The sequence below is a fragment of the Streptosporangium sp. DT93 genome (assembly GCF_049844535.1).
In the GTDB taxonomy this organism is placed as follows: Bacteria; Actinomycetota; Actinomycetes; order Streptosporangiales; family Streptosporangiaceae; genus Streptosporangium.
Genome location: NZ_JBNCLF010000009.1, coordinates 254,286 through 275,333, shown reverse-complemented (window position 1 = coordinate 275,333; position 21,048 = coordinate 254,286). Strand labels below are relative to the sequence as shown.

Sequence of the window (21,048 nt, the reverse complement as noted above, 5' to 3'; positions counted from 1 at the left end):
CCCCCTTGTGTGCTTCGCGCGGGTTCTGAGGGTGGTGTCGCCGCGGGCCGCGCGCGCGGGCGGGGGGCCCCGTCCGGGTGAGCGGGGGAGAGACGTGGACAGCGCCCTGGTGGCCGCGGGTGAGCGGAGGATCGGGTGGGCGGCGCGGGCGATGCCGGTGCTCACCGCCCTGGGCGAGCGTTTCGCCGCCGAGCGCCCCTTCGAGGGCCTGCGGATCGCCGCCTGCCTGCACGTCACCGCCGAGACCGCCGTGCTCATGGGCACGCTCCGGGCGGGCGGGGCCGAGATCGCCCTGGCCGCCTCCAACCCCCTGTCCACCCAGGACGACGTGGCCGAGGCGTTGCGCGACTACGGGCTCGTCGTGCACGCGCAGGCCGGGGTGACCCGGGAGGCCTACTACCGCCACATCCACCAGGCGCTCGACCTGCGTCCCGACATCGTGCTGGACGACGGCTGCGACCTGGTCAACATCCTGCACACCGAGCGGACCGAGCTGCTGGACGGGGTCTCCGGAGGGTGTGAGGAGACCACCACCGGGATCATCAGGCTCCGCCAGATGGCCGCGGAGGACGCCCTGAGGTTCCCCGTGGTGGCCGTCAACGACACCCGGACGAAGCGGATGTTCGACAACCGCTACGGCACCGGCCAGTCGACCATGGACGGCATCATGCGCGCCACCAACACGCTGCTGGCAGGGAAGGTCGTGGTCGTCGCCGGGTTCGGCTACTGCGGCCGGGGTGTCGCCGAGCGGGCCAGGGGGCTGGGGGCGCGGGTCGTGGTGACCGAGGTCGACCCGGTCAAGGCGGTGGACGCCCTGCTCCAGGGCTACGACGTGCGGTCGATGGCCGCCGCCGCCGAGATCGGCGACGTCTTCGTCACGGTCACCGGCAACCGCGACGTCATCAGGGGCGAGCACCTGGTCCTGATGAAGGACGGCGCGATCCTGGCCAATGCCGGTCACTTCGACGTCGAGATCGACGTTCGCGCCCTGGACGACCTGTCGCAGGCCGTCCACCGCGGGGTGCGTCCCAGCACCGACGAGTACGTCCTCGCCGACGGCCGCAGGATCCTGCTGCTCGCCGAGGGCCGCCTGGTGAACCTGAGCGCCGCCGAGGGTCACCCGGCCGCCGTGATGGACATGTCCTTCTCCGCGCAGGCACTCTCGGTGGCGTGGCTGGCCCGCGAGCGGACGCGGCTCGCACCCGGCGTGTACGACGTGCCGGAGGAGGTGGACGTGGAGGTGGCCCGCCTCAAGCTGGCCGCGACCGGCGTCGAGGTGGACGCGCTCACCCCCGACCAGGAGGAGTACCTGCACTCCTGGCGGCTGGGCTCGTAACCGCGCCCGCCCCTCGCGCTCACACCCGGCTGAGAGCCGCGCCGGGTTCAGGGCCGCTCAGAGCCGCGCCGGGCTCAGGGGCACGCCCGGCTCAGAGCTCGGCCTGCATCTCCCGCATCCTGCGGATCTCGGCGGCCTGGCCGACCGAGACGTCGTTGGCCAGCTCCTCGATCCGCTGGTGCGAGCCGGAGACCAGCACCTTCTCGGACATGGTGAGGGCGCCCAGGTGGTGGGCGGTCATGAGCCTGATGAAGAGCCGGTCGAAATCCTTGCCCGAGGAGGCCCTGAGCGCCTTCAGCTGCTCCGGCGTGGCCATTCCGGGCATGGTGTCGTGCCGGGCGTGGTGCTCGGGCGCGCGCAGCCCCTGCTGCTGGAGCCAGGAGGTCATGAACTGGATCTCCGGGCCCTGCGAGTCCGCGATGCGCGAGGCGAGGCCCTTCAGCCGGACGTGCTCACCCCTGGACGGGGCCATGGAGGCCATCTCCAGGGCCTGGCGGTGGTGGACCACCATGTCCTGGACGTACGTCACGTCGGCGGCGTTGGCGGTGTCGGGGGGCACGATCGTGGCCGCCTCGCTGGGGTCGACGGTCCTGGCGGGCTCGCCCGGCCTGCCCGGGACGATCACCGGTGCCGAGCCGCGGGAGGCCGCGGGGGGAGCCGCCTCCGCGGTGCACGCGGCGAGGGAGAGTGCGGCGATCACGACGGCGAACGCGGCGCGCACCCGGCCTCCTTCCGGCGGTGTCCAGTAGTGAAGGACCGTAACCCTCCGATGGTCTGCCCGTAAAGGGTTTATCTCGACAGCAGTTGCTAACACTATGACAACTTGTCGCGGGAGTCGGGAAGAGAGAGCATTTGGCTTTTATGCTCCTTTTATTGGTGCATGTCCCAAGGAGGTCCACACGTGTCCATCCTATTCAGGAAGGGCCTGACCGGCCGTTTCCTGGTCACGGCGGGGATCGCCGTCGCGACGGCCCTGGCCGCGTTACCCGCGCAGGCCGCAGACATCCCGGCGCCCGGTGAGATCGCCAAGAGCGAGAACATCGAGCACGTCCTCAACGTCCCCAAGCCCGCCGAGCTGACGGACATCCACACCGACATGGCGTTCCAGGGCGACTACGCCTACGTCGGCAACTACTCCGGTTTCTCGATCTACGACATCAGGAAGCCGAAGAAGACCTCGCTGGTCAGCTCGGTGATCTGCCCCGGCGGCCAGATGGACGTGGCGGTCTACGGCAACCTCCTCTTCGGTGCGGTCGACTCCTCCCGCAACAACGACTCCTGCTCCAGCGTCGGCCAGGGCGCCGACATCAAGGAGTCGTGGGAGGGTGTGCGGATCTTCGACATCAGCGACAAGAAGAACCCCAGGTACATCAAGGCGGTCGAGACCAACTGCGGATCGCACACGCTGACCCTGGTCCCGGGCAAGGGCAGGGACCGCGGGAACGTCTACGTGTACGTCTCCTCGTACCGGCCGGGCGACTCGTTCCCGGACTGCCAGCCGCCGCACGACAAGATCTCGATCATCAAGGTGCCGCTGCGCGACCCGGCCTCCGCCGCGGTGGCGGCCACCCCGGTGCTCTTCCCGGACGGCGGCAACCCCGGTGACGGGCTGCCGTACCCGGAGGGGACCTCGGCGACGAGCGGCTGCCACGACATCACCTCCTACCCGGAGAAGAACATCGCCGCCGGCGCCTGCATGGGCGAGGGCATCCTGATGGACATCTCCGACCCGCTCGCGCCGAAGGTCACCGCCACGGTCCGGGACGACGTGAACTTCGCGTTCTGGCACTCGGCGACCTTCAACAACGAGGGCACCAAGGTGATCTTCACCGACGAGCTCGGCGGCGGCAGCAGGGCCACCTGCAACGAGGCCATCGGCCCCAACCGCGGCGCCAACGCCTACTTCGACATCGAGAGGGGGCAGTTCGTCTTCAAGAGCTACTTCAAGATCGCCCGCCACCAGGCCGACACGGAGAACTGCGTCGCGCACAACGGCTCGCTGATCCCGGTCAAGGGCAAGGACATCATGGTCCAGGCCTGGTACCAGGGCGGCATCTCGGTCGTGGACTTCACCGACTCGGCCCGTCCGAAGGAGATCGCCTTCTTCGAGCGCGGCCCCGACGAGACCGCCTCCCCGCTCAGCGGCGGCTTCTGGTCCGCGTACTACTACAACGGGTACATCTACGGTAGTGACTTCAACCTCGGCCTCGACGTGCTGAAGATCAACGACCGGCGTACGGACAAGGCGTCCAAGGTCAGGTTCGACATCCTGAACGCGCAGACCCAGGCGTCCTACCGCGAGGGGCACGGTCACGGTCACCACTGACCCCTGATCTCCCCTGACGGACGGCACGACGGCCGCCGGGCGCTCGACGGAGCGTCCGGCGGTCGCCGTTTCCGGGGGGATACGACCGCGGTCCTTGTTGGCGCATAAAAGCGTATAAAAATACTATTTATATGGCGACGAGTAAAGGCCTGAAATAACATATTTCTGTGACAAAGCGGCAGGGTATCGACATGTGATGCCGAGGGTGTCGCGTGTCAATTCACGGGTGGATCGTCTCCACCCGCAGGAGGCGTCCCCGTGTTCGCTCCCCGAAAGGCTTTACGGGCATCGGTGCCGGTGGGCTGGGCGGTGGCGGTGGCCGTCGCCGTCGCCGTGCCGGCGTCCACCGCCACCGCGCGGGCCGACGACATCCCCGCGCCCGGCAAGGTCGTGACCAGCGCCAACGTGAGGCACCTGGGCACCCTGCCCAAGCTCCCCGGTCTCGAGGCCACCACCAACAGCGACATCGCCTTCCAGGGCGATTACGCCTACGTCGGCAACTACGGCGGCTTCTCGATCTACGACATCGGGAACCCCGCGCGGGCCAGGCTGGTCAGCGGTGTCCTGTGCCCGGGGTACCAGATGGACGTCGCCGTCCACGGCGACCTGCTGTTCACCGACGAGCTCGGTGGCGGGGCCGCGTCCACCTGCAACGAGGCCACCGGCCCGAACCAGGGTGCCGACGCCGTCCACGAGATCGTCAAGGGCCGGCTCGTCCTCAGGAGCTACTTCAAGATCCCTCGCCGTCAGGCCTACGCGGAGAACTGTGTCGCGCACAACGGCTCGCTGATCCCGGTCAGGGGCAGGGACCTCATGGTCCAGGCCTGGTGCCAGGGCGGCGTCTCCTTCGTGGACTTCACCGACCCGGTCCGTCCCAGGGAGTTCGGCCACTTCGAGCGCGGCCCCGAGCCCGACGGGGGCAGAGGCGGCATCTGGTCCGCCTACTACTGCAACGGTCACGTCTACGCGAGCGACTACCGCCGGGGGCTGGACGTCCTGCGGATCGACGACCCCCGGACCGACCCGGCCGAACGGGTCCGCATGGACCGGCTGAACGCGCAGACCCAGAGCTCCTTCCCGGAGCGCCGGCGCTGACCGTCCGTCGGGCCGCGGCCCCTCTTCCCCAACTGTTTAGACTGTTATAGTCTAATGCAAACAGTTGGAGGTGGAATCATGTCCCTGTCCGCTGTGGCTCCTGGCCACGCCGATCACACCGCGCCGAGACGGATACGTCGGCTGATCCTGACGATCCTCGGCCCGGTGTTCCTCCTGGTCCTGCCGCTGGCCGTGGTCAGGCTGTACGGCGACGACCTCCCCGGCCACGTCTTCTTCGTTGGCTGGCCCGTCGACCCCCGGTACGAGCTCACCTGGCGAGGCGTGTCCTCCCAGCCGGCCTTCGGGGTGATGATGTGGCTTGAGGTGTTGCTCGTCGTCCCCTTCGTCTACTACTGGCGCCTGCCCCGGATCCAGCGGGGACTGGTCGCCCTCGGCTTCGCCGTCGGCCTGGCCTTTCCGGTGTCGGGCGTGCTGTCGGTGCTGGCGCCGGCCTCGGGCTCCGGGGCCCGGCCGGCATGGCACCTGGCGGTGGAGATCGTCGTGTTCGCCGGCGCGTTCGCACTGGGCCGGGTGGCGGCCGGTCCGCTGCCGCAGCCGCCCGAGGTGACCGCCGCGCCACCGCCGCACGCGCCCGCCATGGCGCTCGGCCCACGGCAGCGTGTCCTGTTCACCACCTCGACCTGGTCGGTTCGCACGCTGCTGGTCGCCGCGGCTCTGTCGGTGTTCACCGTGTCGGTCGTTCTGTGGGACGACCTCGAATGGTGGCGCGAGGCGTCTCTCACCGGGATGACGCTCTTCGTGGCGGCACAGGCGCGTACCCGCCTGCAGATCGACGGCTCGGGCGTGACCCTGCGGGTGCCCTGGATGCCCGTGCTGAGCCGTACCGTGTCGTACGCGCTGATACGGTTCGCCGAGGCCGGGAACGAGCCCCCTCCCCGTCGTCACGGCAGGCCCCCCGAGGTGGGGGCGGAGAAGGCCGGCGGGCCTCCTCCCGGGCGCTACGGCCTGGGCGACAGCCCGGAGGGATGGGGTGCCGTCAGCGGGAAGGGCCCGGTGCTCGCCCTGTCCCTGGCCGACGACCGGTGGTTCGTCTGCTCCACGCGCGAGGCGCGGGACGCGGCGGCCCTGGTCAACGGGGAGCTGAGCAGGCGACGACAGGTGGAGACGGCACAATGTTGATCACGGTTGACCCCTCGTCGGCCCGGCCGCTCGCCGACCAGGTGGCGGACTCGGTCCGCGTCGCCCTGGCCAACGGTACGGCGGCACCCGGGGACCGGCTCCCCTCGGCGCGGAACGTGGCCGCCTCCCTGGACATCAACCTGCACACCGTCCTGCGCGGCTACCAGCAACTGCGCGAGGAGGGGCTGGTGGAGCTGCGCCGGGGCCGTGCGGCCGTGATCACCGGGCAGGCCGACGGGCTCCGCCTGGGGCTCGCCGCGGCGGCCGAGGAGTTCGCCAGGGCCGCCCGGCATGCCGGTGCCTCCACCGAGGACGCGCTCGCCGCGGCGCGAGAGGCGCTGGCCCGCTGACCGGCGGCACGACGGGCACGACGAGCGCCGCGACGGGTACGACAAGCGCGGCGAGCGCCGCGGGCGCGGCGGAAGGTCAGACCGGAGGGGCGAAACCGTCCCGGGAGGGCTCGGGGGCGACCGGAGGATGAACGGGCCGGGGCGGGAGGACCTGAGGGTACGCGCCGCCGGGCGGGTACGTACCCCCGGACGAGGGGACACCGGGCGGGTACGCGCCGGTGCCCCGCTCCAGGCGGAGCTGCTCGCGCCGCCGGCGCTCGGCCAGGACGGCGGTCAGGTAGGCGAACGGCGGCGCGCCGGGCGGCGCGGGCGGGGAGACGAAGGCCGACATCTCGGTGGCGATGCGCACGCCCATCTCGTGCTGGACGGCGGGCGAAAGGTCGTGCCAGCGCAGGAGGTACTGGCGCGCGGTGGCCGCGACCTCCTCGGGCAGCCGCGACAGCTCCAGCGTCGCCGCCCACGCGGCCAGCGGCGGGGGCATGTACAGCATCGGCCCGTACTGCCGGGGAGCGCGCTCGGAGATCACCACGGTGCCGGCGAAGATGTCGCCGAGCCTCTTGCCCCGCTCCGAGATCAGCGAGCTGATCAGCGCGGGGGCACCGGTGAGGATCCAGAACTCCAGCACGCCGGCCAGCCCGCGGAACAGGGCCTGCCGGAACCGCTCCGGGCCGCCGTCGTCGCTGACCACCCGCAGTCCCATGGCGAGCTTGCCCAGGCTGCGCCCCCGGGTGAGCGTCTCGAAGATCACCGGATAGCCGACGAGCACGAGAACGCTGAGCGAGAGGTAGACCATCGTGGTCAGGGCCGGGTCGCTCAGCAGGCCCAGGCTGCCGACCAGCAGGGAGACACCCAGCAACGTCGAGATCTGGACCGCCATGTCGATCAGCAGCGCCGCCGCCCTGCTCGGCGGCAGGGCGACACGTACTTCCAGGACCACGGCCTCGCCGGTCACGACATCGGACACAATGAGCACCCTACCGCCGACTGGATAGGCTGCCGGAGTGGACATCGACGCTTTCGTCACCGCGCACCGGCCCGCCTGGGACCGCCTGGAGGCCCTGATCCGGCGGCGCAGGTCGCTGAACGGCGCCGAGGTCGACGAACTGGTCGACCTCTACCAGCGGGTGGCCACGCATCTGTCGCAGGTCCGCTCCACCTCGGCCGACCCGATCCTGGTGGGCCGCCTGTCGGCGCTGGTGGCCCGCGCGCGCTCGGCCGTGACCGGCGCGCACACCCCCGCCTGGCGGGAGCTGGCCCGCTTCTTCACGGTCTCCTTCCCGGTGGTCGCCTACCGGGCCCGTTACTGGTGGGCGGGCACCACCGCCGCGTTCCTCCTGGTGTCGGCCGTCGTCGCCGTATGGGTGGCCAGGGATCCCGCGGTCCAGTCGGCGATCGCGACGCCCGAGCAGATCACCCGGCTCGTCGAGCACGACTTCGCCGACTACTACTCGGAGAACCCGGCGGCCTCGTTCGCGGGACAGGTCTGGGTCAACAACGCCTGGGTGTCGATGCAGGTCATCATCATGTCCGTCCTGCTCGGCCTGCCGATCCCGTACATCCTGTGGGAGAACGCCCTGAACGTGGCGACCTCGGCCGGGCTGATGGCCTCGCGGGACAGGCTCGACGTCTTCTTCGGCCTGATCACCCCGCACGGGCTGCTGGAGCTGACCGCGGTGTTCCTGGCCGCGGCCGTCGGCATGCGCCTGGGCTGGACGGTCGTGGACCCGGGCCCGCGCGGGCGCCTGGAGGCCCTGGCCGAACAGGGCAGGGCCGTGATGAGCGTCGCGCTGGGCCTGGTCGTGGTGCTGTTCGTCTCGGGACTGATCGAGGGCCTGGTGACACCCTCGGGGCTGCCCACCTGGGTGCGGATCGGCATCGGGGTGGTCGCCGAGGCCGTCTTCCTCGCCTATGTGATCTTCTTCGGCCGCCGGGCGCTGGCCGACCGCGAGACCGGTGACCTGGAACGCGCCCCCGACCTCGCCCCGAGCGCCGGCTGACCGCCCCTCCGGCCGGCGTGGGCGAGGGCACGGACGTCCGCGCTCTCGCCCGCCGGTGAGATTCGCGGACGGCCGCGTCGCGGGCGTCCGCCGCTCAGAGGCGTCCGGCCGCCTTCAGCGCCAGGTAGGCGTCGGCCAGGGCCGGGGCGAGCCGCTCGGGGGCGGCGTCCACCACCTCCACGCCCTGCCCGCGGAGCAGCGCGGTGATCCTGCGCCGTCCCGCGGCCAGGTGCTCGGCCGCCGCGGCGCCGTAGACCAGCTCGGAGGTGCCGCGCCCGGCCGCCATCTCGGCCACCTGCGGGTCCGAGACCGCCGCCAGGAGCACCAGGTGCCGCGAGGAGAGCCGGGGGAGCACCGGCAGCAGGCCCTCCTCCAGCGCCGCCGGGTTGAGGTCGGTCAGCACCACGACCAGGCAGCGCCGCCTGGCCCGCGACAGGACGGCCGCGACCATCCCGGCCGAGTCGGCCTCGACCAGCTCGGCCTCGATCGGAGCCATGGTGGTGACCAGCGAGGAGAGCAACTCCGTGCGGCCGGTGCCGGCCACCCAGGCGCGTACGGACCGGTCGTGGGCCAGGAAGTCGACCTGGTCGCCGGCCCGGGAGGCCAGCGCGGCCAGCAGCAGCGCCGCGTCCATCGACCAGTCCAGGCGGGGCCAGCCGGGCACGACCCGGGGCTCGCCGGCCCGGCCGGTCCGCGACACCGCGACGTCGGCCGTGGGGACCGGGGCGATGCCCACCCGCCCCGCGGAGGTGCGGCCGGTGTCGAGCACGATCAGCACCCGCCGGTCCCGTTCGGGCCGCCAGGTGCGCACCACGACGTCGTTGCGGCGCGCGGTGGCCCGCCAGTCGATCGAGCGGACGTCGTCGCCGGCCACGTACTCCCGCAGCGAGTCGAACTCGGTGCCCTGTCCCCGGACCATCGAGGGGTGCTGCCCCTCCAGCTCCCTGAGCCTGGACAGCTTGGCGGGCAGGTGCTTGCGGCTGAGGAAGGGCGGCAGCACCCGGACCGACCAGGGCACCCGGTGCGAGCCCTGACGCGCCGCGACGCCCAGCGGGCCCAGCGTCCGCACGGTCACCGTGACCGCCTCGCGGTCGCCCCTGCGGACGGGGGCGAGCGTGGTGACCAGGCGGCGGCGCTCGCCCGGGGGCACGTCCAGCGGCAGGTGCCGGGGGCCGGCCCCCGCCGAGGGGGGCCAGGCGTCCCTGAGCACGCCGCGCGCCCGGCGCGGGCCGGGGTTCTCCACGATCAGCTCCACCGTGACCGACTCGCCGAGCCGTACCAGCCGCTCGCCCGCCCGGGTGAGGCGCAGCGAGCGCACGCTCCCGGCCAGCAGCAGGTCGACCGTGACCAGCGCCGCGATCAGCAGCGCCACCCCGGCCATCGCCAGGCCCGGCCGGGGGGCGAACAGCACGGCCAGGGTGCCCACCAGGGCCAGCAGGGCGGCCCGTCCCGTCAGCGCCATGGTCAGCGGGGCACGGGGACGGAGGCGAGGATGGCGTCGATGAGGCCGTCGGCGCTCGCGCCCTCCAGCTCGGCCTCGGGCCGCAACTGGACGCGGTGCCGCATCACGGGCCTGGCCAGCGCCTTGACGTCGTCGGGCGTCACGTAGCCGCGGCCGGACAGCCAGGCCCAGGCGCGGGACGCGGCCAGCAGCGCGGTGGCGCCACGCGGCGAGACCCCGAGCCGCAGCGCGGGCGACTGGCGGGTGGCCCTGGCGACGTCCACGATGTAGCCGAGCACCTCGGGGCTCGTGTGCACCCGCGCGACCGCGGCGCGCCCGGCGGCGAGGTCGGCGGCACCGGCCACGGCCCGGACGTGCGACAGGTCGCGCGGGTCGAAGCCGAGCGCGTGCCGCTCCAGCACCGCGATCTCCTGGTCGCGGGGCGGCAGCGGGACGGTCAGCTTGAGCAGGAACCGGTCGAGCTGCGCCTCGGGGAGCTGGTAGGTGCCCTCGTACTCCACGGGGTTCTGGGTGGCTGCCACGATGAACGGGTCGGGCAGGGCGCGCGGGTCGCCCTCCACGCTGACCTGCCGCTCCTCCATCGCCTCCAGCAGCGCGGCCTGCGTCTTCGGGGGCGTGCGGTTGATCTCGTCGGCGAGCATGAGGTTGGTGAAGACCGGTCCCTCGCGGAACTCGAACTCCGAGCTCTTCGCGTCGTAGATCAGCGAGCCCGTGATGTCGCCGGGCATCAGGTCGGGGGTGAACTGCACCCGCTTGAAGTCGAGCGAGAGCGCCGCCGCCAGCGTCCTGACCAGCAGGGTCTTGGCGACGCCCGGCACCCCTTCGAGCAGGACGTGTCCCCGGCACAGCAGCGCGATCACCAGGCCGGTGACCACGGCGTCCTGGCCGACGACGGCCTTGGAGACCTCCGTCCTGAGGGCCGCCAGCGCCTGCCGTGCGGCGTCCGCCCCGGGCCCGTCCGGCGTGCCGGGCCCGTTCGGTACGCCCCGGGTCCCGGGCACTCCGAAGGCCCCGGAAGGCCCGGAAGGCCCGGAAGGCCCGGAAGGCCCGGAAGGCAAGGTTCCGGGCGTCGCCGGCGCCCCGGGCCCGTTCGGCGTGCCCGGCGTGCCGGGTCCGTTCGGTGTCCCCGGTGTGCCGGGTCCGTCAGGTGTGCCGGGTGCGCCGGGTGTGCCCGGCTCGGTCCCGGCGGGGGAGGAGACCCCTGCGGCGAGATCGCCGTTCCCCGGTGGTGTGGTCACGACTGTCCGACCTGCCTTTCCACGAAGTCCATGTATGCGGCCAGGGCCACCAGCCCTGCCTCGTCGGCCGGTGGCGGCCCGTACAGGGCGGCGCCGACGTACGGCGCGGCCTGGCCGGTCCGCTCGGCGACGGCGTTCACCAGGGCGTCGGCGCCCGCCCCGGAGGGCAGCCCGAGCCGGGGGGTGACCCGGTCGGTGAAGCCGGCGCGCAGCGCCGCGGCGGCCCGGTCCCGGGCGCGTCTCGCCCGGTACAGCCTGGCACGCCCCTCGACGGTCTCGGCCGCCCTGACCACGACGGGCAGCCGCTCGGTCACCACCGGGCCCAGCCTGCGGCCCCGCCACAGCGCCAGCAGCAGCACCGCGAGGAACACCTGCGCCACCGCCCACCTGACGCCCTCGGGCACCAGGTCGTAGAACCCCGCCGCCCCCGTCGCGGCCGCCCGCGGCCCGGCCTCGGGCGGCGTCAGCCAGATCAGGGCGGGCCTGGCGCCGGCGAGGTTCATCGCCAGCGCGGCGTTGCCGTCCTCCGCCAGCCGCAGGTTGCTCATGAACGCGTCGTCGCCGGTCACGGTGACCGTCCTGGCCCCGGTCCGCAGGGAGACCAGGGTGGGCCTGCGGCCGGAGGGGTAGCAGCCGACGGCGTCGGCGGGCAGGGTGAGGGTCACACCGCCCAGGTGGGCGCTGCCCGCCCGTGTCGCGGCCGGAAGGTCGCACCGGGGTTCGCGGGAACGCGCCCGCGCCTCACCGTCCGCGCCCACCCCCGGGGCCAGCAGCCACAGGCGTGAGCGCACCCCCGCCAGCAGCAGGTCGGAGGGCGTCGTGGCGAGCCGCTCGGCCTCGTCGGTCGTGAGCGGGAAGCCGGAGCTCAGCAGCAGGGTGCTGCCCGCCGGGCCCGCCCGGCCCGCCAGCGAGACGGCCTCGGCGACCGAGGTGACGCGCTGCACCCGTACGCCACGGGCCTGCAGCAGCCGGGCCAGGCCCTTGCCGCCCGACAGCGAGGCGTCGGCGGGGTCGAGGGGCCTTCCGCCCTGGCCGGAGCCGCTCAGCAGCACGGTGGCCAGCGCGCCGGCGACCATCACGACCACCACCAGCAGGACGCTCCTGCCGCCGCGCCAGAGACCGGCCGCTGTGGGTGAGACGGAGGTCGCGGGGACGGCACGCCCGGCCGGGGCCGGGGGAACCGGCGGGGCGGGCGCGACGGGCGCGTCGGCCCGGCCGGGTGCGGACGGGCTCACGGCGCCGCCACCCGCGCGGCGGGCGACGGGCGGGCCGCGCGCAGGTGCTCGTCGAGGTCGCGCATGATCCGGTACGCCTCGGGCGTGCCGGGCACCTCGCCGTAGGTCACGTCGTCGAACACCCTGGCCGCCTCGGCCAGCTCGGCGGCCAGGGCGGGCAGCGCCCGCCCGGCCTCGGCCGCGAGCTCCCCGGCGGTACGGCTCGGGACGACGTCGACGATCACGCGGTCCTCCAGGTCGCGGGCGACGGCCCGGAGCCGTTCGCGGACCGCCTCGGCCCACCTGCCCTCCTCCGCCAGCCGCTCGGCCGCCTCGCGGTGCTCGGCGGCGGTGAGGCGGCGGTCGCCGAAGACCCCCCTGGTCCGCGGGGTGCCCCTCCCGGTGGTCCTGCGGGCGACCAGGAGCAGGGCGACGACGACGCAGACCACGATCGCGACGAGGGCGATCCGCGCGGCCACGCTGCCGACGACGCCGATGGACTCCTGGTCCAGCAGGTCGCCGAGGAACTGGTCCGTCCACCGCCAGAAACGGTCGAACAGGGACTCCCTGGCGTAGCCGGGTCCGAGCAGCTCCTGGACGGCTCCGTTCCGGGCCTCCTCGCGGCCGATGCCGCCCGGGGGCGTCAGGAGCGTGATCACGAGGCTCCCCGGGCCGGCCGCGCCTGTCCGGCGAACAGGCCGGGGGTGAGGGAGGGGTTCCACAGGTCGTCGGACGGGGGCTGCTCCCGGCCCTGCCGCCGCTGTTCGAGCGCCGCGGTCTGCAGTTCCAGGTCGAACGCCTCGGCGCGCATCCGCCGGTCCGCGTACAGCAGGCCGTTGACGCCGGCCCGCAGGGGGTGGGCGATCGCCGCGCCGACGGTGACGCCCACCGTGATGAGGACGGTCGCGGTGATCTGCGAGGCGGGGAAGTCGCCCAGCGCGCCGACGAGGGTCCCGGCGAGCACGAAGGGCAGCCCGAGCACCTGGCCGACGAGGAGCGCGATGAGCCAGGTGAGGAGCAGGATGCCGAGGGTGCGCCAGAAGCCGCCCGAGACCAGTTGCCAGGACCGGCGCAGCGAACCGGCGATCCCGCGCCGCTCCAGCACCGCGATGGAGGGGGCCAGCGCCAGCCGGGTGGTGAGGAAGGCGAGGCCGGCCAGGAGGGCCGGCACCGCCAGCACGCCCACGAGCGCCGTCGTCGCCGGCCCGGCCCCGGCCGCGCCGATCGCGGCGATGAGCCCCATGGTCAGGAGCAGCGGGACGAGCACGAGGAGGAGGACGGCGAACACCAGCCCGAACAGGGTGGGTACCCGGCCGCGGGTCCGCGCCCAGGCCTCGCCCACCGTCATCGTGCCGCCGAAGACCGCGCGGCCCAGGATGGCGGTCAGCATGCCGGTCAGCAGCGTGATCACGACGAACTCCACCCCGTAGGACAGGAGGGTGTCGCCGAGGAGGGATCCGAACGCCGGGGCGGGCTCGCCGAAGGAGGCGAGCTCCTGGTCGCCCGCGGGATCCTGCGCCAGTACGGACAGGTCGATCGGGTCCATGAAGAGCACCTGCGTGAGGGCCGACAGCGTGGCGGCGACCGCGGACAGGCCCAGGACGCTCCTGCGGTTGGAGCGGATCAGCTTGGTCGCGCCGTCCAGGATGTCGCCCAGGCCGAGCGGGCGCAGCGGGATGATCCCGGTGTGCGTCGCGGGGGGCGGCGTCCGCGCGCCGTACGGTGACGGGGCGTAGGGCCACTGCGGGGCCGGCGCCTCGTCGTACGGCGGCCAGGGGCCCGGGGGGACCTGCGGCGCGGGCCCGGCACCCGGAGCCGCGAAGGCGCCGGGAGCGCCCGTGGCACCAGGGACACCCGTGGCACCCGAAGCACCCGGGGCACCCGGGGCACCCGAAGCACCCGGGGCACCTGGGACACCGGGAGGAGCCGGGGCGCTCGGGGTGTCCCGAGCCCCGGAAGTGCCCGGGGCGCCCGAGGGATCAGGAGCACCCGAGGCGCCGGGAGCGGGGCCGTGACCGTCTGACATATCCCAATCCTGGCATGTGGACACACCGTTCGTGGTGATCGGGTGATCCGGCGGCCGTTTCGTCCCGGCGGGCGATCCCATGGCCCTCCCGCGGCCCTCCCGCCCCGGGCCCGGCGCTCAGGGGCTTCGCACGGGGCCTTCGCGCGGGGACCCTCCCGCGTCCGGAGATCGGCGGAGATGGCGGAGAGATGGCCGAGACGCGGTCGTTTACCGCAGACTGGGACCGTGGTCATCACCGCCCGGTGTCCGCAGTCGCCGGGGCCGGAGACGGCCGTGCGGGGGCATCACTGCGCGCTTCACGTCGTGTACGCCTAAAATTCGTCATTCGGACGCCCGGTCGTCGGCCGGTGTCATCTGGTAGGCGGACGAGGGTAATCTTCGACCACCGAGCGGTTTATCCCATTACTCCCGAACTGCGTAAACCGAATGAGGGGCCATGAAAGGACGCGTGCTGGTCGTCGACGACGACGCGGCTCTCGCCGAGATGCTCGGGATCGTGCTGCGCGGGGAGGGTTTCGAGCCTTCCTTCGTCTCCGACGGGGACAAGGCGCTCGACGCGTTCCGCGACACCCGGCCGGACCTGGTCCTGCTCGACCTGATGCTGCCCGGTGCCGACGGCATCGACGTCTGCCGGCGCATCCGGGCCGAGTCGGGGGTGCCGATCGTCATGCTGACGGCCAAGAGCGACACCATCGACGTGGTACTCGGGCTGGAGTCGGGGGCCGACGACTACATCGTCAAGCCCTTCAAGCCCAAGGAGCTCGTCGCCAGGGTGCGCGCCCGGCTGCGCCGCACCGACGAGCCGACGCCGGAGATCCTGCAGATCGGCGACATCACGATCGACGTCGCCGGGCACTCGGTCAAGCGGGAGGAGGAGACCATCAACCTCACCCCGCTGGAGTTCGACCTGCTGGTCGCCCTGGCGCGCAAGCCGCGCCAGGTCTTCACCCGCGAGGTCCTGCTGGAGCAGGTCTGGGGGTACCGCCACGCGGCCGACACCCGCCTGGTCAACGTGCACGTCCAGCGGCTCCGGGCCAAGATCGAGAAGGATCCCGAGCACCCCGAGATCGTGGTCACGGTCCGCGGGGTCGGGTACAAGGCCGGACCGGCCTAGCCACGGCTCCCCCCGGACCCGAGATGCCTTCCGCACCGAAGAGACGCCGTCGCACCCCGCGCCAGCTGCTGCGGGGTGCGCGGCGGCGTACCCGGCGCGCGGCCGGGCGGGTACGCCGGATCTTCTGGCGTTCGCTTCAGTTGCGCGTGGTCACCAGCACGATGGTCATCTCCATCGTGGTCGTCGCCGTGCTCGGCGTCTTCCTGATGCAGCAGATCGTCAGCGCCACCCTGGAGAACAGGGAGCGCGCCGCCAAGAGCGAGGCGCAGGCCGACAGGAACGCGGTGCTCGGCTACCTCAGCCAGCCGGCCGCCGAGGCCGCCAAGCCGCCCGCCGACGCGGACCAGGCGCTCCCGGGGGCGGGTGACACCCCGCTGGGCCAGGCCACCGCCGCGCTGGCCCGCCGCGCCGGGTCCGCCAGCCGCTACTCGGTGATCATCCGCAACGAGAAGCGGCCGGGGGAGTTCTACGGGACCACGGACATCGACCCGCGCAGCATCCCGGCCAGGCAGCGCGAGGAGCTGTTCAGGAAGCAGCCCGGCGAGGAGAGCACCTGGTACACCCCGCTGCACTACCTGGGCCAGAAGACCGTCCCCGGCATCGTCATCGGCACCCGCCTGGACACCTCGGGCACCGCCCTGGACTCCACGTACGAGATCTACCACCTGGTCCCGCTGGAGCGGGAGGAGCTGATCCTGGCCTCGGTGCAGCGGATGCTCGTCCTGGTCGGGGTGGGGCTGGTGCTGCTGCTGGCCGCGATCGCCTCGCTGGTCACCCGGCAGGTCGTCACGCCGGTCCGGCTGGCCAGGCAGGCCGCCGAGCGGCTGGCCGCGGGACGCCTGGACGAGCGCCTGAGGGTCCGCGGCGAGGACGACCTGGCCCGGCTGGCCGCCTCCTTCAACGAGATGGCCGCGAACCTGGCCCTCAAGATCCACCAGCTGGAGGAGCTCTCCCAGGTCCAGCGGCAGTTCGTCTCGGACGTCTCGCACGAGCTGCGCACCCCGCTGACCACCGTGCGGATGGCCGCCGACCTGCTCTTCGACGCCCGCGAGGACTTCGACCCGATGGCCGCCCGGTCGGCCGAGCTGATGCAGAACCAGCTCAACCGCTTCGAGGAGATGCTCGCCGACCTGCTGGAGATCAGCCGCTACGACGCGGGCGCGGCCGACCTCGACGTCGACTCCGTCGACGTCAGGGACGTGGTGCTGCGCGCCGTGGCCGACTCCGAGGCGCTGGCCGAGCGCCACTCCACCCGCTTCGACCTGCGCCTTCCCGGCGAGCCCTGCATGGCGGAGATGGACAGCCGCCGGGTCGAGCGGATCCTGCGCAACCTGCTGTTCAACGCCATCGAGCACGGCGAGGGCCGCGACATCGTGGTCTCGGTCGCCGCCGACAGGGACGCGGTGGCGGTGGCCGTACGCGACCACGGGGTGGGGCTGAAGGCCGGCGAGGAGAACATGGTCTTCGACCGGTTCTGGCGGGCCGACCCGTCCCGGGCGCGCACCATCGGCGGTACGGGCCTGGGCCTGGCGATCTCCCGCGAGGACGCGATCCTGCACGGCGGCTGGCTGCAGGCGTGGGGCGCGCACGGGGAGGGGTCGCAGTTCCGGCTCTCCCTGCCCCGGGTGGCCGGGGCGGTGCTCCGGGGCTCGCCGCTGCCGCTGGTCCCGCCGGAGGTGGAGATGCGCCGTACCTGGCGTGGTCAGATGACGCCGGTGCTCTCGCCGGCGGCGGCCGACGGGGGGCGCGATGCCGACTAGAGGCGGCCCGCGGCGTCACGCGCGGCGGGTCCGGGAGGTGCTCCCGGCCCTGACCCTGAGCCTTGCCCTGCTGGCGGGGACCGTCTCCTGCTCGGTAATCCCCACCGGCGGCAGGTCCGTCATGTCCGTCGACGACGAGAGCAAGGGCAGCCCGCTGGGGGACCCGTACGCGCGCGTCGTCGCCATGCCGCCGAAGGCCGGCTGGTCGCCCGAGGAGGTCGTCACCGGGTTCCGCTCCGCCATGGCGAGCCCGGACGACTCCGGTTTCGGGATCGCCCGCCAGTACCTCGCCGCCGACTTCGCCGCCAAGTGGAACCCGCGCAGCGGCGTCACGGTCTACCGGCAGGGCGCGTACGACAAGTTCGCGCCGATCGGGGCCGAGGACAGGCAGGCCCAGGTCACGCTCAAGGGCACCAAGATCGCGCTCATCGACCCGGACGGCCGCTACCGCCCGAGCGGCGGCCCGCTGAACCAGCCCTTCACGCTCGCCAGGCAGGCGGACGGGGAGTGGCGCATCAGCACGGCCCCGGACGGGCTGCTGCTGTCCGAGGCCGACGTCGCCCGCGGCTACCCGCCGGTGGACCTGTACTTCCTCGACGCCCGGCGCAAGGCGCTGGTGGTCGACCAGGTACGGGTGCCGATCGACCCGGGGGCCAACTTCGCCAAGACGACGGTCGAGCGGCTGCTGCGGGGGCCGAGCAGCTCCCTGAGGGACGCGGTGCGCACCGCCTTCACCGGCATCGGGCTCGTCGACGTCACCACCGAGAACAACCGGGTCGTGGTCGACCTCGACGGCAGGGTGGCCGAGGACCTGGTCGACCCGATGTCGGCCCAGCTCGCCGCGACGCTGTCCGCGCTCACCAAGGGGGGCTGGGGCTTCGAGGTCAAGGTGAACGGCGAGTCCTACCACCCGGACGCGCCGCTGCGCGTCGACGCCCAGAAGCAGTCCGGCTTCGACCCCTGGCTGACCCCCGGCGCCGTCGACCCGTACTACCTCGCCGCGGGCGGCCTGCGGCTGCTGGGCAAGGAGAACACCGGGCAGCCCGTACCGGGCAGGGCGGGACAGAAGCGGCTCGGCCTCGACCGGCCGGCGATCAGCGGGCAGAGCGTCAAGCAGGTGGCGGAGCTCTCCGCGGACCGCAGGAGCCTGTCGGTCGCGCCGCTCGCCGCGGGAGGCGAGTGGCGGGTGTGGGCCAGCGGGGAGTCACTCGCCCCGCCCTCCTGGGACCGCTACGACACGCTCTGGGCGGTGGACCGGCCCAACGACCACACCTCGGTCCTGACCCGGTACGACGGCGACGGCAAGCGGCACTACCGGGTGACGGCCCCCGACCTGGAGACGGTCTACGTCAAGTCGCTCAAGGTCGCGCGGGACGGGGTGCACGTCGCGGTGATCGTCAGGGACGGGCTGGGCGAGCAGGTCAGGATCGGCACCGTGATCGGCGAGAAGGAGCGCACCCGCATCGCCAACCTGCAGACCGTGGTGGACAGCGAGAACGGCCGGAGGATCAAGGACATCACCTGGGACGACGGCAAGACCCTCTACGCGCTCACCGACAGGTCCGAGCTCCTGGAGGCGTCGATCGCCGCCGAGCCCATGTCGCTGGGCACGGGCTCGCGGATCGACAGCATCGCCGCCCTGGACGGCAGGCTGCTGGCCGGGAGCACGGACGAGCAGGGCGGCAAGCAGGTCTTCTACTGGACCTCCAGCAAGTGGGAGGCGCTGGTCAGGCACGAGAACGGCACGGCCGACTTCGTGGAGAACGGCCCCTCCTTCCCGGCCTTCCCGCTGGGCTGAACACCGGTCTTCCCGCTGGGCTGGACACCTGCCTTCCCGCTGGGCCGAGCACCGGCCGGGCATCGGCCGCACGCCTGCCGGGAGCCGGGTCCCGCCCCGCCGGGTGGGTGATCGCCGGAAACCGGGCCCCGATCCTCAGGACGTGCGTCCCCCGGGCGGGCACGGGCCCCCGCCGGTGCTCTGGGCTGGGCTTTTTGTCGGTGCGGTGTGGCACGGTGGATGCGTGACGACCGCCATGCTCGACCTGATCCTGCCGCCCCGCTGCGCCGGATGCGACGCGCCGGGCGCCCTCGTCTGCCCCCGATGCGCGGCGGAGCTGCACGGGGAGCCCGCCCGCCGGATGCCCGACCCCGTCCCGGCCGGCCTGCCCGACTGCTGGTCGGCCGCCGAGTACACCCCCGCCGTGCGGCGGGCGATCATCGCCTACAAGGAGCGCGGGCGCACCGCCCTGGCCCCGCCCCTGGCCGGGGCACTGGCCCTGGCCGTGGCCACCGCGGCGGGCGAGCGGCCGGTGCTGCTGGTGCCGGTGCCCAGCGCCCGCCCGGCCCTGCGCCGCCGCGGGCACGACCCGGTGGCGCGGCTCGCCGAGCTCGCGGCCGGCTACCTCCGGGAGGCCGGCTGGCCGGCGACCGTGGCGCGGGTGCTCGCGCAGCGTCGCAGGGTCGCCGACCAGGCGGGGCTGAGCTCTCTCCAGCGGGCCGCGAACCTCTCCTCGGCCTTCACGGTCGCCGTCGGCCGGAACGCGCCCGTGCCGCGCTCCTGGGGCGGTACGGAGGCGGTCGTGCTGGTCGACGACGTCGTCACCACCGGGGCGACGCTCGCCGAGGCGGCCAGGGCGCTGCGGCAGGTGGGCGTCACGCCCTCGCTGGCCGCCACGGTCGCCGCGACACGCCGGAGAACACGATCGGATGATCGTGACCGAGGGTGAGGCGCCCGCGGCCCGGTCGTCCGGGCCGCGCGTCCGCCGGAGGCCGCGCCCCCGGGGTCGTCGGCGCTGATCACCGACGGGGGCCGGTCCCCGCTCCCGTCGTCCCGCCGCCCCGGCCGCCGGTGTCCCGCCGGAGCCGGGGCCGGGCCCGGATCACGCAAAGTGATCCCTCGATCGGCCGTCGCGGTGACATTCGGCCTGGATACGGATAGCGTCAGAGCCATGGCACCCGCTCGGGTCCGTGGTTGCACCGGACCGACCTCGGAAACGAGGCCGGCCCGGCTAGCCGATGCCAGCCGCAGGCGAAACGGTCCACGTAAGACGACTTCTCGTCGATCGATCACGGTGCGGCTTAGAGGTAAGTCCTGCCTTCCCAAGGAGCCAGATGTTCCTTGCCCGGAGAGAAGGGAATGTAGTGGCAAAGAGCTGCGAAACCCTCTGCAGGCGGATGTGGGGACGAAGACCAGGTCGGCCGAGCGGGTGTCGTAATACCACCGTCGTGATTCGAAGGGGGGCTGTGCATGGAGATCATCGTCAAGGGTCGGCACACCGGAGTGAGTGACCGATTCCGTGACCAGGTGAACGCCAAGCTGGCCAGGATCGAGCGTTTGGACCACAAGCTCATCCGCGTTGACGTGGAGGTGTCCAAGGAGAGTAATCCGCGCATCGTCGACCAGCGGGAACGTGTCGAACTCACCATCCACTCACGTGGTCCGGCGGTCCGCGCGGAGGCGTCCGCCGACGACCGCTTCGCCGCCCTTGACATAGCACTCGGAAAACTGGAAGGGCGCCTGCGGCGCCTGGCAGACCGCCGGAAGATCCACCACGGCAACCACTGCCCCCCGTCGGTCGCCGAGCTGACGGCCACCGCGCTGGCGCAGTCCCTGGAGAACGAGTCCGGCACGGTGCTCACGGAGCGGGCCCCGGCCGAGGTCGAGACGGACGTCAAGGACGACATCGCCGAGGACGAGGCGCTCATCCCGATCGAGATGGACGGCGACGGGCCGCTGATCGTCCGGGAGAAGTCCCACAAGGCCGAACCGATGACGATCGACCAGGCGCTTCTCGAGATGGAACTGGTCGGGCACGACTTCTACCTCTTCCGTGACAAGGAGAGCGGGCAGCCGAGCGTCGTGTACCTCCGCCAGGGGTACAACTACGGCGTACTGCGGCTCATCGAACCCTGACGGACGCGTTCGAAGATCCTCTCCGACCAACCGAGGACCATGAAACCCGTGTCATCATGGCGGTCCACCGGCTCTGG

At 72.8% G+C, this 21,048-nt stretch carries 18 protein-coding genes; 11 read left to right on the top strand and 7 right to left on the bottom strand.

Features of this window, described 5'->3' with window-relative positions; all coding sequences use genetic code 11:
* Window positions 1–94: 94 nt before the first annotated feature.
* A complete protein-coding gene (locus ACLQ2R_RS21345) occupies window positions 95–1,336 on the top strand; it encodes an adenosylhomocysteinase (protein ID WP_425961922.1) in 1,242 nt (413 codons plus the stop codon).
* A 91-nt stretch (window positions 1,337–1,427) separates the two neighbouring features.
* Here the strand turns inward: ACLQ2R_RS21345 and ACLQ2R_RS21340 are convergent, their stop codons facing one another.
* Window positions 1,428–2,057 carry a DUF305 domain-containing protein gene (locus ACLQ2R_RS21340; RefSeq protein ID WP_425961920.1) on the bottom strand — a complete coding sequence of 210 codons (630 nt, stop codon included), beginning with the start codon at window positions 2,055–2,057 and terminating at the stop codon, window positions 1,428–1,430.
* Window positions 2,058–2,237: 180 nt separating this feature from the next.
* Here ACLQ2R_RS21340 and ACLQ2R_RS21335 point away from each other — a divergent pair, with 180 nt between their 5' ends.
* The 4 genes from ACLQ2R_RS21335 (at window position 2,238) to ACLQ2R_RS21320 (ending at window position 6,247) form a co-directional block, all read left to right on the top strand.
* Window positions 2,238–3,662, top strand: a complete 1,425-nt coding sequence (locus ACLQ2R_RS21335) for an LVIVD repeat-containing protein (RefSeq protein WP_425961918.1) — start codon at window positions 2,238–2,240, stop codon at window positions 3,660–3,662.
* 258 nt (window positions 3,663–3,920) lie between these two features.
* Window positions 3,921–4,757 (top strand): LVIVD repeat-containing protein, encoded by an 837-nt coding sequence (locus tag ACLQ2R_RS21330; protein WP_425961916.1) that lies wholly within the window; start codon window positions 3,921–3,923, stop codon window positions 4,755–4,757.
* A gap of 78 nt (window positions 4,758–4,835) precedes the next feature.
* A complete protein-coding gene (locus ACLQ2R_RS21325; RefSeq protein ID WP_425961915.1) occupies window positions 4,836–5,897 on the top strand; it encodes a hypothetical protein in 1,062 nt (353 codons plus the stop codon).
* Window positions 5,891–6,247, top strand: coding sequence for a GntR family transcriptional regulator (locus tag ACLQ2R_RS21320; RefSeq protein WP_425961913.1), 357 nt, complete (start codon window positions 5,891–5,893; stop codon window positions 6,245–6,247). Before ACLQ2R_RS21325 ends, ACLQ2R_RS21320 begins: the two co-directional genes overlap by 7 nt.
* 76 nt (window positions 6,248–6,323) lie before the next feature.
* On the opposite strand, the gene ACLQ2R_RS21315 is transcribed toward ACLQ2R_RS21320, so the two are convergent.
* Window positions 6,324–7,211 (bottom strand): RDD family protein, encoded by an 888-nt coding sequence (locus ACLQ2R_RS21315; RefSeq protein WP_425961911.1) that lies wholly within the window; start codon window positions 7,209–7,211, stop codon window positions 6,324–6,326.
* Between the two features lie 37 nt (window positions 7,212–7,248).
* On the opposite strand from ACLQ2R_RS21315, the gene ACLQ2R_RS21310 reads away from it, so the two are divergent.
* A complete protein-coding gene (locus tag ACLQ2R_RS21310) occupies window positions 7,249–8,244 on the top strand; it encodes a stage II sporulation protein M (protein WP_425961909.1) in 996 nt (331 codons plus the stop codon).
* A 94-nt stretch (window positions 8,245–8,338) separates the two neighbouring features.
* Here ACLQ2R_RS21310 and ACLQ2R_RS21305 read toward each other — a convergent pair whose 3' ends face one another.
* The 5 genes from ACLQ2R_RS21305 to ACLQ2R_RS21285 form a co-directional block, all read right to left on the bottom strand.
* Window positions 8,339–9,706 (bottom strand): DUF58 domain-containing protein, encoded by a 1,368-nt coding sequence (locus ACLQ2R_RS21305; RefSeq protein ID WP_425961907.1) that lies wholly within the window; start codon window positions 9,704–9,706, stop codon window positions 8,339–8,341.
* 2 nt (window positions 9,707–9,708) lie between these two features.
* Window positions 9,709–10,707: an AAA family ATPase gene (locus tag ACLQ2R_RS21300; protein WP_425961905.1), complete on the bottom strand. Its 999-nt coding sequence runs from the start codon at window positions 10,705–10,707 to the stop codon at window positions 9,709–9,711.
* 233 nt (window positions 10,708–10,940) lie between these two features.
* The gene (locus ACLQ2R_RS21295) at window positions 10,941–12,179 is read right to left on the bottom strand and encodes a DUF4350 domain-containing protein (protein ID WP_425961903.1); all 1,239 of its coding nucleotides are present in this window, start codon (window positions 12,177–12,179) and stop codon (window positions 10,941–10,943) included.
* Window positions 12,176–12,817: a DUF4129 domain-containing protein gene (locus tag ACLQ2R_RS21290; protein WP_425961901.1), complete on the bottom strand. Its 642-nt coding sequence runs from the start codon at window positions 12,815–12,817 to the stop codon at window positions 12,176–12,178. Before ACLQ2R_RS21290 ends, ACLQ2R_RS21295 begins: the two co-directional genes overlap by 4 nt.
* Window positions 12,814–14,184: a hypothetical protein gene (locus ACLQ2R_RS21285; RefSeq protein ID WP_425961900.1), complete on the bottom strand. Its 1,371-nt coding sequence runs from the start codon at window positions 14,182–14,184 to the stop codon at window positions 12,814–12,816. The genes ACLQ2R_RS21290 and ACLQ2R_RS21285 overlap by 4 nt, the downstream gene beginning before the upstream one ends.
* Window positions 14,185–14,620: 436 nt before the next feature.
* Between ACLQ2R_RS21285 and mtrA the strand changes: the two genes are divergently transcribed.
* From mtrA to hpf, 5 genes are all read left to right on the top strand, one after another.
* Window positions 14,621–15,298, top strand: coding sequence for an MtrAB system response regulator MtrA (gene mtrA / locus ACLQ2R_RS21280; protein ID WP_030907316.1), 678 nt, complete (start codon window positions 14,621–14,623; stop codon window positions 15,296–15,298).
* Window positions 15,299–15,321: 23 nt separating this feature from the next.
* Complete coding sequence (gene mtrB / locus ACLQ2R_RS21275) at window positions 15,322–17,058, top strand: MtrAB system histidine kinase MtrB (RefSeq protein ID WP_425961898.1); 1,737 nt, start codon at window positions 15,322–15,324, stop codon at window positions 17,056–17,058.
* Window positions 17,048–18,856, top strand: coding sequence for an LpqB family beta-propeller domain-containing protein (locus tag ACLQ2R_RS21270; protein WP_425961897.1), 1,809 nt, complete (start codon window positions 17,048–17,050; stop codon window positions 18,854–18,856). The genes mtrB and ACLQ2R_RS21270 overlap by 11 nt, the downstream gene beginning before the upstream one ends.
* A 223-nt stretch (window positions 18,857–19,079) precedes the next feature.
* Complete coding sequence (locus ACLQ2R_RS21265) at window positions 19,080–19,784, top strand: ComF family protein (protein ID WP_425961895.1); 705 nt, start codon at window positions 19,080–19,082, stop codon at window positions 19,782–19,784.
* A 521-nt stretch (window positions 19,785–20,305) separates the two neighbouring features.
* A complete protein-coding gene (gene hpf / locus ACLQ2R_RS21260) occupies window positions 20,306–20,971 on the top strand; it encodes a ribosome hibernation-promoting factor, HPF/YfiA family (protein ID WP_425961893.1) in 666 nt (221 codons plus the stop codon).
* Window positions 20,972–21,048: the final 77 nt, after the last annotated feature.